Here is a 13,621-nt window from a genome sequence, read left to right as displayed (position 1 = left end):
TAACCCGGCACCGTTAGGCTCAGAGAAAGCGCCGAGCGGGCGGGATACAAGCAAGGCAGATCATGAGCGACGAAACCTCTCCCGACGAGGGGAAGACCAGCAAGGCAGAGAAGGCCACCTTCACCATCATGTCGATGATGAAGGACGAGGGCCACTGCCTCATCGAGTGGGTCGCCTATCATAACCACATCGGCTTCGATAACATCTGCGTCTACACCAACAACTGCAACGATGGCACCGATGCCATGCTGATGCGGCTGGAGGAAATGGGCTACTGCAAGCACTTCCGCAACGATGTGCCCGAAGGCAAGAAGCCCCAGCCCAACGCGCTCTCACTGGCCGAAAAGAACCCCGCGGTGATGAACAGCGAATGGATCCTGACGATGGACGCCGACGAGTTTGTCTCGGTCAAATGCGGACGCGGCAAGATCCAGGATCTCATGGAAGAGCTGCCCGCCGACACGGATGCCGTGGCGATCACCTGGCGGTTCTTCGGCTCGTCCGAACTCACCGACTGGAATCCGGGCATGGTGATCGAGAGCTACCGGAACGCCGCGCCCGACAAGTTTCGCAAGGGGTGGGGCGTGAAGACGCTCTTCAAACCCTTCAACGACATGAAGCTGGGCATCCACCGCCCACACATGAAGAAGGCCAAGCAGATCCCCGATCGGGCACAGCAGATGCTCAGGCAGAAGTGGGTCAACGGATCGGGCGAGCCGATGCCGACCGACTTCAACCTGTCTGGCTGGCGCTCGACCAAACCCACACTGGGGTACAAGCTCGTCGAGCTCAACCACTACGGGGTCAAGAGCTACGAGGCCTATCTCCTGCGCCGGCTCCGCGGCAACGTGAACAACAAGGTCGGCAAATACGATGCCGCCTATTTCTCGCTGTTCGATCGCAACGAGAAGGAAGCCAGCAATGTGCTCCGCCACGCCCGCGGCACCCGGCGCCTGATGGACAAGATGCTGGAAGACGACACGCTCCGCGGGCTCTACGAGGCTGCGCTGGAGTACCACAAGGGCCGTGTCGAGATGCTGCGCCGGACCGGCGAATACGATGCGTGGCTGGCGGAGCTGAAGGAGGCCAGCCAGATCCCGATCGACCGGCTCGACGAGGTGCTCTTCACCCAGCACCTGCCCAAGATCTGGCAGGAGAAGGTGCGCGAGATGCAGGAGGCCGGCGTGCCTGCCAAGGAGATCGCCAAGCTCATCAACGCCTCCCAGACCGCCAAGAAGGCCGAAACCCGCGAGGCCATGCGGGCCGCCGCCGAGGGCCGGGCCGTGGCGACAGAAAAGCAGACCTCTGCTGAAGCTGCCGAAGAGTTCGAGCTCTCGGACGAGATGAAAGCGGTCATCGCGCAGAAGATCCGCGAAGGTCATGCCGAGATGGCCCGGCTGAAAGGCAAGGCCCCGCCGGTGCTGGTGCCCGCAACCGGAGACGCGCCGCCAAAGAGCGACCGCCCCGGGGCGAAGGCGATGCCGCCTTCAGAAGCCGGGGCGGATCGAGCGAGACAGCGCCGGGAGAAGCGCGAGAAGCCCGGCAAGGTCGGGAGCCCAAGCTGATGAGCACGGCGCGCAAGATGGTCGTCACGACCATGAAGAACGAGGGCCCCTACCTGCTCGAGTGGATCGCCTATCACCGGATGATCGGCTTCAACGAGTTCACGATCTTCTCCAACGATTGCACCGACGGCACCAACCTGATGCTCAACCGGCTCGACCAGATGGGCGTGGTGCGCCACTTCGACAACCCGCTCGGGCCGCGGATGGACCCGCAGCGTGCCGCCTACTCTCGCGCCAACCGGCAGGATGAGGTGCGCAGCGCCGATTGGGTGCTCATCATCGACGCCGACGAGTTCCTGAACGTGAAGGTGGGCGACGGCTCGGTGGATGCGCTCATCGCTCACTGCCCCACTGAGGCCGATGCCATCAGCATCAACTGGCGGTTCATGGGGTCCTGCGGCGCCGCCCACATGGAGCCGGACGCGCTGGTGACCAGCCGCTTCACACGGGGCTCCAGCTTCGACCGGCCCGAGAACGGGCTGATCTGGGGGTACAAGACCCTCTTCCGCCCCTCCCGCTTCGATTTTTTCGGCGTCCACCGCCCCAAGTTTCGCAAGGACACCGAGATCACGCCCGGCATGCGGCTCTGGGTCAACTCCGACGGCAAGACCATGCGGGATCGCGTGCTCGAGAAGGGCTGGCGGTCGAGCGCCGACGAGGTGGCCTATGATGCGGCCCAGGTGAACCACTACGCAGTCAAGAGCCGCGAGGAGTTCTTGCTCAAGCGCCTGCGCGGCACGGCGAACTCCAAGAACAAGGACCGCATCGACATGGGCTATTGGGAGAAGTTCGACATCAATACCCATGAAGACAAGTCGATCCGCACGGACGGCGTTGCGGAGGGCGTTGCGGACCTGCTTCAGGATGCCGACCTTGCCGCTCTCCACCGCGCCTGCATCGAGAGCTGCCGCCGCACGATCGCCTACCAGATGCAGGACCAGAAACTTGCGGATTTCGTGAACGACGGGGTCTGGCAGGAGGCAGCGGAGTGAGCGCTGCCCGGTTTCTCTGTGTAGGGACACATCACAAGACGGGCACGGTCTGGCTCCGTCGCACGCTTCACCGGATCATGGAGCGGCAGGGCATACCGCTGATGCAGATCAACCGCGCCAAGCGGATCGCCGATCTGCCGGAACACGGGCCACAGATCGTGGTGAACTGGTCGTCAGGCTACCCGCCCGAGGTCTTTGCCCTGCCTGAGGCGCGTTTCATCCATGTCATACGGGATCCCCGCGACGTGCTGCTCTCGGGTGCCCGCTACCATGAGAAGGCGCCGCTCGGGAACGAGAACTTCCTGAAAAAACAACGCCCCGAGTGGGGCGGGCTGAATTACAAGGACTATCTCAAGAGCCTGGAGACTCCGCAGGAGAAGCTCCTCTTCGAGATGGAAAACAAGCATGCCTCGACGCTCTTCGAGATGCTCGCCTGGCCCTACGGTCACCCCAGCGCGGTCGAGCTGCGCTATGAAGACCTGATGGAAGATCACGAGTGCCGGCAGTTCCGCTCGGCGCTGGAACGGTGCGCGATCCAAGGGCTCGATATCGACGGCGCGGTGCAGGCGTTCTGGGATTCGAGCCTCTTCGGTGGCCTCAAGAAAGAGGGCGAGCGACCAAACCGGATCGTCAACCACGTCACCTCGGGCACCGGGGCGGAGGCGCAATGGCGCACGAAGATGCCGCGCTCGGTCGCGCGCAGGTATGCCGCCCGCTACGGGTCGGCGCTGGCCGCCCTGGGCTATGCCGAGGATGACAGCTGGGTCGACCTTTGCCCCGAGGATGAGGCTCTGGCAGAGGCTCAGGAGGCCGTCGCGGCAAAGTAGCCCAGTTCGCTGCCCGGCTCGGCGGCCTTGCCGAGCAGGTCGAACATGTACTGGGCAACGGAGCGGAAGCAGACGATCACGGCCTTTTCTTCGCTCACCAGCCAGAAGGCGGCGGCAACCTGCCCGATGTGGCTGCGCCGGTATTCGCCCAGGGCCAATACCTCGGGCGACATATCGGCCGGGCAGAGCTTGGCCAGAAGGTCGCGGACCGGCCCGCCCTCGACCGTGAAAACGGCTCTTGCGTCCGAGACATCTACCGCCAGAAAATGCTGGCCTGCCAGCGCCTTGCGGGCTTTTTCCAACGCGTCGGGAGCCGCGGCATAGTCACAGAAGAGCAGCAGTTCATCCGGCGAGGCCCAGGCAGCGCCGCCGCCCAGGCCACCTTCGATCCGGCGGCGGAAGGGCATGCCCTGCCCGCTCGCGGCCTTCACAGCCTTGGCCATCTCGGGGCTGGCGAGGTCGCCGCGCAGGGTCAGCATGCCTTGGGCGCCCGCCTCAATAACCTTTGCGTAACCTTGGTACACCGCGCCGCCGAGGGCGCTCCGCGGATCAGACATTCTGCTTCTCCCCTTCACGATCGTAGAACACCGGATCGACGATCTTCGCCTCCACCGTGCTGCCGTCCACCTTGCCGAAGGTCAGCACCTCGCCCATCCGGTCCGGTCCGTGCTTCACCAGCCCCATGGCGATGCCACGCCCGAGCGTGGGCGAGTGGTAGGTCGAGGTCACGCGGCCCTGGGTGACCCGCTGGCCGTTCGCGTTGGTGCCCTCGCCCAGCGCATAGGCGCCATCCGGGAGGACCGAGCCATCGGTGGTTTCGAGGCCCACGAGCTTCCACCGGTCGGGATCGGTCATGTGGCTGCGCTCTTGCGCGCGCTTGCCCAGATAATCCTCCTTCTTGCGGGAGATTGCCCAGGAGAGGTTAAGATCCTGTGGAATGACGGTGCCATCCGTCTCGTCGCCGATCATGATGAAGCCCTTCTCTGCCCGCATCACGTGCAGCGCCTCGGTGCCGTAGGGGGTTATGCCCCATTCGGCCCCGGCGGCGTGGAGCTTTTCCCAAAGCTCCAGCCCGAGGTTCGCCGGTACGGCGATCTCGTAGCTGAGTTCGCCCGAAAAGCTGATGCGGAAGATGCGCACGGGCAGACCGGCGAGGGTGCCCTCGACCCAATGCATGAAGGGCAGCGCCTCTTTCGACACGTCGATGCCGCCGAGTTTTTCCAGCAATTTCCGACCGTTGGGGCCTACCACGGCGATCTGGGCGTATTGCTCGGTGAGGTTGGTGGTATAGACCTTCCAGTCCCACCACTCGCATTGCAGCCAGTCTTCCATGTGGGCGTGGATGTGATCGGCGCCGCCCGAGGTGGTATGGACCAAGTAGCTGTTTTCACCGAGTTTTGCGACGACGCCGTCGTCCATCAGGAAGCCGTTCTCGTTGCACATCAGGCCGTATCGGCATTTGCCGGGGGCGAGGGTGCTCATCATGTTGGTGTAGAGCATGTCGAGAAAACGGCCGGCGTCGGGGCCGGTGACGAGGATCTTGCCAAGGGTGGAGGCATCGAGAAGTCCCAGGGATTCCCTTGTGTTGCGGACCTCTCTTGAGACGGCGGCCTCGCGGCTTTCCCCCGCCTTCGGATAACAATACGGGCGGCGCCACTGGCCGACGGGTTCCCATACCGCGCCATTGGTCTCGTGCCAGGCGTGGATCGGGGTTTTTCTCAATGGTTGGAAGGTGTTGCCCGTGCCCGGCCCGGCGATGGCGCCCATGGAAATGGGGGTGTAGGGCGGGCGGAAGGTGGTGGTGCCGGTCTGCGGGATGGGTTGGTTGAGCGCCCCGGAGAGCACGGCGAGGCCGTTGATATTGCTCAACTTTCCCTGATCCGTGGCCATGCCGAGAGTGGTGTAGCGCTTGGTGTGCTCGACCGACTGGTAGCCCTCCTGCGCGGCAAGTTCCACGTCGGACACTTTAACATCGTTCTGGAAGTCCAGCCACATCTTGGATTTTTTAGCCTTGGATGCGCCCTGCGGCATGACCCAGACGGGGGCCATTCGGGCCTCTTCGGCGCCGGTGGCGGAGGGGCGCCAGGACTCGGCGGAATGGCCGAGGTCGGCCAGCGCCGCGACAGCATTTTTTGACGCGTCTTCAAGCACTTGGTGGGTCAGCATGGCACCGGAGGCGATGCCGGCGGTGCGCAGGTACTGCGCGCCGTCGTCGCTGGTGGGGAAGCGGGTGACATCCGGGTAGAAGTGAAAATTATCCTCTGACCACAAGAGCTTACCGCCGCAATGGCTCCACAGGTGCACCACCGGAGACCACCCGCCGGACATGGCGACCAACTCGCAGTCGAGGGTTTCGAGCACCGCGCCCTCGCCAGCCTGCGCGCAAATATCCACCGATTTCAAACGCTTGCCGCGCACTCCTACACCAGCGATGGCCTTGCCTGATTCGACCCGGATACCGGCCTCTCGACAGGCCTGGGCCAAGGCCCCCTCTGCGGAGGGCCTTGCATCGAGAATACAGGCCACCGTGAGGCCCGCTTTCTTAACCGCCAGTGCGGTGCGATAGGCGTCGTCGTTGTTGGTGACGACCACTACCCGGTCGCCGGGGGAGACGCCGTAGTTGACGATGTAGTCGCGTACGGCTGAGGCGAGCATCACGCCGGGGCGGTCGTTGCCCGGGAAGCTGAGGGGCCGCTCCAGCGCGCCGGTGGCGGTGATGATCTGGCCGGCACGGATGCGCCAGAGCCGGTGGCGGGGGCCCGGCGCGCCGGGGGTGTGATCGGTGCAGCGCTCATAGGCCAAGGCATAGCCATGGTCGTAGACGCCCGAGCCCATGCAGCGGTTGCGCAGGGTGACATTTGGCGCGTTTTCAAGCGTTTCGACGGCCTTTCTCACCCAGCTTTCGGCCGGTTCGCCCTCGATCTCGGCACCATCGACGGGCGCGCGGCCGCCCCAATGGGCCTCCTGCTCCAGCAGCAGCACCTTGGCCCCGGTGCCCGCCGCCGTGAGGGTCGCCTGGAGCCCCGCGATACCGCCGCCCACGATCAGCAGATCGACATGGACAAAGGCGTGCTCGTAGCGGTCCGGGTCGCCAGGATTGGAGGGCTTGCCGAGGCCGGCGGACTTGCGGATGAAAGGCTCGAAGAGGTGCTTCCAGGCCGCACGGGGGGCCATGAAGGTCTTGTAATAAAAGCCCGCCGGGAGAAAGCGCGACAGCGCCGAGTTCACCGCGCCCACGTCGTAAACCAGCGAGGGCCAGTGGTTTTGGCTGATCGCGGTGAGCCCGTCGAAAAGCTCGGTGGTGGTGGCCCGCTGGTTGGGCTCGAAACGGGCGCCCTCGCCCAGCCCGACGAGCGCATTGGGCTCCTCGGCGCCGGAGGCCACCACGCCGCGCGGGCGGTGATACTTGAAGCTCCGGCCCATCAGGACCTGGTCGTTGGCGAGCAGGGCAGCGGCGAGGCTGTCGCCCGCAAAGCCCTGATATTGCTTGCCATTGAAGGTAAAGCCCAGGCGGTGGGAACGGTCGATCAGGCGGCCGCCAGAGGGCAGGCGCGTGCTCATCTCAGGGCCTCCGGGTATTTGGCGCGGATCTTTTCCAGGATCTCGGTGGGCGGCTCGTGGCTTTGTGCCGGATAGGTGCCAAAGACCTCCAGCGTGGCGGTGTGGCGGGCGGCCAGAAACCACTTGCCGCAGCCCATCGCATGCCGCCAACGCTCGAGATGCACGCCCTTGGGGTTCTTGCGAAGGAAGAGATACTCTTCGAAATCCTCGTCGCTGGCACCGGGGCCGTAGCGCTTGAGATGGGCCTCTCCCCCGGCGGAAAGCTCGGTTTCGGAGGCCACGATGCCGCAGTAGGGGCAGGTGAATTTCAGCATCGGCGTTAACCCTGTTTGCGGAATTCGGCGAAATCGTTAATCGCCCCATGCGGGGCGAAAAAGGGGTGATGCACAACCCATGCACAACCCATGCACAACCCATGCATACGCGATTTCGGTTTTTTGTGGGGGGGGCCAGGTGTGAACACAACGTGCGCAGCCCCCCCGCGGGTGGCCTGCGAAACGCACATGGCCGCGCGTCCCGAGGGAGGCGCGGTCATGGCGTGAGTGGTGGTTACCGTCCCCTCAGGGACGGGCCGGGTCGTATCAGTTGGCGGGTTCTTCCACCGGGGCGGCAGCGCCACCGTCAGCGGGAGCGGCCTCTTCGGCCGGGGCCGGAGTGGCGGCACCATCATCGACGGGAGCGGCCTCTTCCATCGCGGCGCCGCCATCCGTTGCGGGCGCGGTGTTTTCGATGGTGACGGCGGCATCGCCACCCTCAGCCGGGACGGTCGTGACGGAGTTGTCCATGTCGCCGCCCGACAGGAACCAGGCGATGACGGCGACGGCCACGACAAGGCCGCCGATGATGAACGCCATGGTGCCGGTGCCGGAGCCTTCGCGCACGGGTTCACGAGGCACGTTGGTGTGGGTCGAATGGTTTTCGTACTGGGCCATGAGGGGCCTCCTTTGCGATCTGTCTCCAATCGGCGCGCAGCAGCACGCGCCGCGATTGGGGAGAGAACGGCAGAAGGTGCCCTGCGGTTCCCGAAGGGGGGGCGGGTGAGCAGAAGATTGCCGAAGGGCATCAGTGCGCCACCCCGGCGGCAACGCTTTCGTCGATGAACCGGCCCTCGCGGAAGCGCTCCAGGCCGAACTCCGCGGTGAGCGGGGAGTGGCCGGTGGCCATCAGCTCGGCGAAGCCCCAGCCCGAGCCTGGAATGGCCTTGAAGCCGCCGGTGCCCCAACCGCAGTTGATGAAGATGCCGTCCACGGGCGTTTTCGACAGGATGGGCGAGCGGTCGCCGGTCATGTCGACGATGCCGCCCCATTGGCGCAGCATCTTGAGGCGCGAGAGCATTGGGAAGGTTTCCACCAGGGCGCGGGTGGTTTCCTCGATGTGCGAGAAGCTGCCGCGCTGGGTGAAGTTGTTGTGGTTGTCGGCCCCGCCACCGATGACCATCTCACCCTTGTCGGACTGGCTGAGGTAGCCGTGCACGGTGTTGGCCATGATGACGCAGTCGAGCGCGGGCTTGATCGGCTCGGAGACATAGGCCTGGAGGGCCACGGCCTCGATGGGGAGCCGGAAGCCGGCCATTTCGGCCAGTTGCCCGGAGTGGCCCGCCACCACGATGCCCAGCTTGGTGCAGCCGATGTGGCCCTTGGTGGTATCGACGCCGGTGACCTTGCCGCCCTCGCGGGTCACGGCGGTGACCTCGCAGGTCTGGATGATGTCCATCCCCATGTCGGAGCAGGCGCGGGCATAGCCCCAGGCGACGGCATCGTGCCGTGCCGTGCCGCCACGGGGCTGCCAGAGCGCGCCCAGCACCGGGTAGCGGGGGCCGTCGAGGTTGATGATCGGCGCGATCTGCTTGACCCGCTCGGGGGTGATGAACTCGGTCGCCACGCCTTGCAGGGCGTTGGCATGGGCGGTGCGCAGGTAGCCGCGCTTCTCGTGCTCGGTCTGGGCCAGCATCATCACGCCGCGGGGCGAGAACATGACGTTGTAATTGAGGTCCTGGCTCATGGTCTCGTAGAGGCCGCGGGCCTTTTCGTAGATCGCGGCGGAGGCGTCCTGCAGGTAGTTCGAACGGATGATGGTGGTGTTGCGCCCGGTGTTGCCGCCGCCGAGCCAGCCCTTCTCGATGATGGCGACGTTGGTCAGCCCATGGTTCTTGCCGAGGTAATAGGCCGTGGCGAGGCCGTGGCCGCCGGCGCCGACGATCACCACGTCGTAGTGCTTTTTCGGCTCGGGGGCCGCCCAGGCCCGGCCCCAGCCGGTGTGGTGGCGGAGCGCTTCACGGGCGATGGCAAAGGCGGAGTAGCGACGCATCCGGGCAGGCCTTTCGGGCGGGGAATCCACGCCCTGTTAATGCAGTTCGCGGCGGCTCGGCAAATGTGGGGAAACGACATGCTGCCCACGGATTGCGACGAAGCCGCCCCGGATCGCCCGATCACCCCGCGACCATTTGACCGGGTGCGACGCAGGCGGGGGTGGAAGGGCGCCGCGCGGGCGGGTATGGCAGGGATTGACGAGGTTGGAGGGACCATGGGGTTCTGGATTTTTGCCGGGGGGCTGGTGCTGCTGGTGGCGGCGGTGCTGCTGCGCACCATGCTGCGCGGGCGGGCCGGTGAGCCGAGCGGCGAGATTGGCGGGATCGGGCTGTACCGCGAGCAGCTGGCCGCCGTGGCCAAGGATGCCGAGGCGGGCCGGATAGACGCGGGCGAGGCCGCGCGACTGGAGCTGGAGATCAAGCGGCGGATCCTCGAGGCGGATCGGGCGGCGCAGGCTGCCGGCCAGAGCAGGCGCGCGCCGGGTGCGGTGAGCCGCGGCGCGGCGGCGGGGCTGGCACTGGTGCTGCTGGGCGGGGCCTTCGGGCTCTACCTGTCGCTCGGGGTGCCGGGCTACCGCGATGCGCCGATCGCCACGCGGCTCGCGGCGGCGGAGGAGTTTCGCGCCAACCGGCCCAGGCAGGACGCGGCGGAGGCGCGGTTTGCCGAGAGCCTGCCGGATGTGCCCGACCCGACCGTATCGGAAGAGTTCAAGACGCTGATGGCGCAGCTCCGCGAGGCGGTGGCGCGGCGCCCGGACGACTTGCAGGGCCACGTCCTGCTGGCGCGCAACGAGGCGGCGATGGGCAACTTTGGCGCGGCGGCGACAGCGCAGGAGGCGGTGCTGCGGATCAAGGGCGAAGCGGCGGAGGCGCAGGATTTCCTGCTGCTGGCGCAGCTCTGGATCACCGCGGCCGGCGGCTATGTCTCGCCCGAGGCGGAGGCCGTTCTGGCGCAGGTGCTGCAGCGCGACCCAGAGAACATGGAAGCCCGCTACTACTGGGGATTGATGCGCGCGCAGACCGGGCGGCCGGACCTGGCCTTCAACGTCTGGCGCGGGGTGATGGCGGCGGTGCCGCAGGATGCGCCCTGGGCCGCCGACCTGCCGGCGCAGATCGCCGCTGCCGCGCGGGCGGCGGGTGTAGACTACACCCCGCCCGCGAGTGCGCCGGTGCGCGGGCCGAGCGCGGAGGACATGGCCGCCGCGCAGGACATGTCGCCCGAGGAGCGGCAGGCCTTCATCCGGTCGATGGTCGAGGGGCTGGCCGAAGAGCTGGCCACGGAGGGCGGCGCGCCGGAAAAATGGGCGCAGCTGGTTCGGGCGCTCGGCGTGCTGGGCGAGATCGCGCGGCAGGCGGAGATCGTCGCCGAGGCCCGCGAGGTCTTTGCCGGCAACCCGGATGCGATCGCGGTGATCGAGGCGGCGGCGGGAGGCGGGCAGTGATCCACGATGCCTTCGAGGCCTTCGCCACCGCCCTGCCCCGCACGGGTGCGGTGGCCGGGCTGGACCTTGGCACCAAGACCATCGGCGTGGCGGTCTCCGACGGGCTGCGCTCGGTCGCCACGCCACTGGAAACGGTGAAGCGCAAGAAGTTCACCCAGGATGCCGAGGCCCTGCTGGCGATCTTGACCAAGCGCTCGATCTGCGGCCTCGTGCTTGGCCTGCCGCGCAACATGGACGGCACCGAGGGGCCGCGGGCCCAGAGCACGCGGGCCTTTGCCCGCAACTTCTCGCGGCTCTGGGCGGGGCCTGTGGGGTTTTGGGACGAGCGGCTCTCCACGGTGGCCGCCGAACGCGCGCTTCTGGAGGCCGATACCTCCCGCGCCCGCCGGGCCGAGGTGATCGACCACGTGGCGGCAGGCTACATCCTGCAGGGCGCGCTCGACCGGCTCAGCTACCTCGGGAGGGCCTGATGGACGAGCTGTGGCGCCGCGACGAGATCGAAAGCCCCTGCATCAAGGTCTGCGTGATCCACCCCGAGACCCGGCTTTGCACCGGCTGCCTGCGCTCGATCGACGAGATCGCCGCCTGGGGCCGCATGAGCCCGGAGGAGCGGCATGCCCTGATCGAAGACCTGCCGCAGCGCCAGGGACTTCACCGCAAGCGGCGCGGAGGGCGGGCGGCAAAGCTGGTGCGCTCGGGCAAGTAGAAGAATCTTAGCGAAAATTCTTCGGTCCCGAAAAATCTTCTTGAAGATTTTTCCGACGTTGCGCTCAGGCGGCGAGGCTGGCCTCGGGCAGCGCCTCGAGGGCGCGGTCGAGCACCTCGAGCCCTGCCCCGTCGCGGTGGGCCTGTTCGGAGAGGGTGCGGCGCCAGGCACGGGCGCCGGGGCGGCCCTGGAAGAGGCCCAGCATATGCCGCGTGACCTGGGCCAGCTTGCCGCCCTCCGCGAGGTGGGAGGCGATGTAGGGGCGCATGGCCTCGACGGCATCGCGGCGGGTGCGGCGGGTCGGGGCGGCCCCGAAGATGACCTCGTCGACCTCCAGCAGCAGCCCCGGATCGTGGTAGGCGGCGCGGCCGATCATCACCCCGTCGAGCCCGGCATCGAGCTGGGCACGGGCTTCGTCGAGCGTGGTGATGCCGCCGTTGAGGCAGAGCTGGAGGCGCGGGAAGGCGGCCTTCATCTCGTGGACGAGGCCATAGTCGAGCGGCGGCACCTCGCGGTTTTCCTTGGGACTGAGGCCCTGGAGCCAGGCCTTGCGGGCATGGACGATCACGCGGGTAATGCCGGTTTTCTCCAGCATTTCAAGGAATTGCGGCAGCACCTCGCGGGGCTCCTGGTCATCCACCCCGATCCGGCACTTGGCGGTGACCGGCACGTTCACGGCCTCGCGCATGGCGGCTAGGCAATCGGCCACCAGCGCCGGTTGCTTCATCAGCACCGCGCCGAAACAGCCCGATTTCACCCGGTCGGACGGGCAGCCGATGTTGAGGTTCACCTCGCCGTAGCCCGCCGCCTCGGCCATTCGCGCAGCCTCGGCCAGCTCGCTCGGGTCGCTCCCGCCAAGCTGCACGGCCACCGGGTGCTCGGCCGGGTCGAAGGCCAGCAGATGCACCGCCCCGCCCCGCACCAGCGCAGGCGCGGTGACCATCTCGGTGTAGAGCAGCGCCCGGGAGGTGAGCTGGCGGTGGAAGAACCGGCAGTGGCGGTCTGTCCAGTCCATCATCGGGGCGCAAGACAATCGCCAAGCCAGGGTATTCTGCGATTTTCGCTCCATGGCGGTGGTTTACCGCAACGCGGGCGATCTCGCCAGAGCATGGTTGCTGTCGGTTTCCCGCCCATCCGGACCTGTTGCCATGCGAGAGCGCACGTCTGTTGCGACCTGGGCTTTATGCCTGCCGATCCGGTTGCGGCTGACTCTGCGGCGTGACGTCAGCCCCCCACCTTGTGGGGCGACGATGGGCAAGCCATCTCGGTTGGCCGATGGCGCGGCTGCTGTGCGCGGCCTCGGCACCTCGTCCGGGCCCGTCGCGCCACCGGCCGTCAGCTGTCGTGCACATCCACCTGCACATCCATCGACACCACGTCGGCGGAGTGGCCGAGAAAGCTGCCCGTGACCGGCGCGACCTGCTCGATGTTTCGTGCCACGGCGACCGGAACGAGATTGGCGGAGCCGACCGACCGGTTGGTCGGGTCGAAGGAAATCCAGCCTGCGCCGGGAACGAAGACCTCGACCCAGGCATGGGTCGATCCGCCCTCCGCAGAGCCAAGCCGATCTCCGGACGGATCGTAGAGGTAGCCTGAGACCAGCCTCGCCCCGAAGCCGAGCGTCCGGACGGCCTCGGCGAACAGAACCGCGAAGTCGCGGCAGGAGCCCCATCCCCTGTCGAGGGTTTCCAATGGTCCCTGTGTGCCCTCCGTCTCCCGGCTCTGGTAGGACAGCTGCGCCGAGACGCCGTTGCTGATGTCGGTCAGAAGAGACAGCGTATCCGTGGGCCGGGCCATGACGAACCCTTCGGCCCAGTCCGACAGCCGCCCCGTGGCGTCGGCATATTGCGGCGTGGCCAGGGCGGCCAGATCGGTTGCGTCGTCGGGGGCGTAGGCGAAGGGAAAGGAGGCCGCGGCAGCCGAGATCGGAAAGACCGGCCAGACCGGAGCGCGCAGCTCGACCCGCGTCTGCGACCGGATCGAGAGGATCTCTGACGCGGTGTCGAACTGGGCCGTCGCGATGGCGTTGCCGGCGACGTCATGCGACCAGTCGATGCGGGCCTTGGGCGTGATCTCGAGGTCGAAGGAGGCCAGGCTGAGATCGCGGGTTTCTCGGGGGCGCAGCATCAGCCTGTGCGGCCCGAGCGGCACCTCGGTCCGGTAGCGATAGCGGGTCGCATGCGTGATCGTGACGGCTGGCATCGGTGCGCCTATCCCGGC

The 13,621-nt window shown here is 66.8% G+C and carries 13 protein-coding genes; 6 read left to right on the top strand and 7 right to left on the bottom strand.

Annotated elements, in window-relative coordinates:
• Positions 1 to 62 precede the first annotated feature (62 nt).
• The 3 genes from BUR94_RS04910 to BUR94_RS04900 are packed head-to-tail and all read left to right on the top strand — an operon-like array spanning position 63 to position 3,384.
• The gene (locus BUR94_RS04910; protein ID WP_074255115.1) at positions 63 to 1,565 is read left to right on the top strand and encodes a glycosyltransferase family 2 protein; all 1,503 of its coding nucleotides are present in this window, start codon (positions 63 to 65) and stop codon (positions 1,563 to 1,565) included.
• Entirely contained in the window at positions 1,565 to 2,557 is a 993-nt protein-coding gene (locus tag BUR94_RS04905; RefSeq protein ID WP_074255114.1) for a glycosyltransferase family 2 protein, read from the top strand. Before BUR94_RS04910 ends, BUR94_RS04905 begins: the two co-directional genes overlap by 1 nt.
• A complete protein-coding gene (locus BUR94_RS04900; protein ID WP_139301222.1) occupies positions 2,554 to 3,384 on the top strand; it encodes a sulfotransferase family protein in 831 nt (276 codons plus the stop codon). The genes BUR94_RS04905 and BUR94_RS04900 overlap by 4 nt, the downstream gene beginning before the upstream one ends.
• Here BUR94_RS04900 and BUR94_RS04895 read toward each other — a convergent pair.
• The 5 genes from BUR94_RS04895 to BUR94_RS04875 all read right to left on the bottom strand — a co-directional run bounded on the left by BUR94_RS04895 (position 3,360) and on the right by BUR94_RS04875 (position 9,252).
• Positions 3,360 to 3,863, bottom strand: coding sequence for a sarcosine oxidase subunit gamma (locus BUR94_RS04895; RefSeq protein WP_342745200.1), 504 nt, complete (start codon positions 3,861 to 3,863; stop codon positions 3,360 to 3,362). The genes BUR94_RS04900 and BUR94_RS04895 overlap by 25 nt on opposite strands.
• A 70-nt stretch (positions 3,864 to 3,933) precedes the next feature.
• Positions 3,934 to 6,945: a sarcosine oxidase subunit alpha family protein gene (locus BUR94_RS04890; protein WP_074255111.1), complete on the bottom strand. Its 3,012-nt coding sequence runs from the start codon at positions 6,943 to 6,945 to the stop codon at positions 3,934 to 3,936.
• On the bottom strand, positions 6,942 to 7,259 hold the full coding sequence (locus BUR94_RS04885) for a sarcosine oxidase subunit delta (protein ID WP_074255110.1): 318 nt from the start codon (positions 7,257 to 7,259) through the stop codon (positions 6,942 to 6,944). The genes BUR94_RS04890 and BUR94_RS04885 overlap by 4 nt, the downstream gene beginning before the upstream one ends.
• Positions 7,260 to 7,526: 267 nt before the next feature.
• Complete coding sequence (locus tag BUR94_RS04880; RefSeq protein ID WP_084192921.1) at positions 7,527 to 7,877, bottom strand: hypothetical protein; 351 nt, start codon at positions 7,875 to 7,877, stop codon at positions 7,527 to 7,529.
• Between the two features lie 130 nt (positions 7,878 to 8,007).
• Positions 8,008 to 9,252 carry a sarcosine oxidase subunit beta family protein gene (locus tag BUR94_RS04875; RefSeq protein WP_074255109.1) on the bottom strand — a complete coding sequence of 415 codons (1,245 nt, stop codon included), beginning with the start codon at positions 9,250 to 9,252 and terminating at the stop codon, positions 8,008 to 8,010.
• 216 nt (positions 9,253 to 9,468) lie between these two features.
• Here BUR94_RS04875 and ccmI point away from each other — a divergent pair, with 216 nt between their 5' ends.
• Genes ccmI through BUR94_RS04860 form a run of 3 tightly spaced genes read left to right on the top strand, consistent with a single transcriptional unit; the run spans position 9,469 to position 11,401 of the window.
• Positions 9,469 to 10,695 carry a c-type cytochrome biogenesis protein CcmI gene (gene ccmI / locus BUR94_RS04870; protein ID WP_074255108.1) on the top strand — a complete coding sequence of 409 codons (1,227 nt, stop codon included), beginning with the start codon at positions 9,469 to 9,471 and terminating at the stop codon, positions 10,693 to 10,695.
• Positions 10,692 to 11,165, top strand: coding sequence for a Holliday junction resolvase RuvX (gene ruvX, locus BUR94_RS04865; RefSeq protein ID WP_074255107.1), 474 nt, complete (start codon positions 10,692 to 10,694; stop codon positions 11,163 to 11,165). The genes ccmI and ruvX overlap by 4 nt, the downstream gene beginning before the upstream one ends.
• Complete coding sequence (locus BUR94_RS04860; protein WP_074255106.1) at positions 11,165 to 11,401, top strand: DUF1289 domain-containing protein; 237 nt, start codon at positions 11,165 to 11,167, stop codon at positions 11,399 to 11,401. The genes ruvX and BUR94_RS04860 overlap by 1 nt, the downstream gene beginning before the upstream one ends.
• Before the next feature lie 64 nt (positions 11,402 to 11,465).
• On the opposite strand, the gene dusA is transcribed toward BUR94_RS04860, so the two are convergent.
• Positions 11,466 to 12,470, bottom strand: coding sequence for a tRNA dihydrouridine(20/20a) synthase DusA (gene dusA, locus BUR94_RS04855; RefSeq protein WP_074255105.1), 1,005 nt, complete (start codon positions 12,468 to 12,470; stop codon positions 11,466 to 11,468).
• Between the two features lie 266 nt (positions 12,471 to 12,736).
• Positions 12,737 to 13,603, bottom strand: coding sequence for a transglutaminase family protein (locus BUR94_RS04850; RefSeq protein ID WP_074255104.1), 867 nt, complete (start codon positions 13,601 to 13,603; stop codon positions 12,737 to 12,739).
• Positions 13,604 to 13,621: the final 18 nt, after the last annotated feature.

This window comes from Vannielia litorea (assembly GCF_900142295.1).
In the GTDB taxonomy this organism is placed as follows: Bacteria; Pseudomonadota; Alphaproteobacteria; order Rhodobacterales; family Rhodobacteraceae; genus Vannielia; species Vannielia litorea.
The sequence above is the reverse complement of the archived record's forward strand: the minus strand, read 5'-3'. Positions and strand labels throughout refer to the sequence as shown.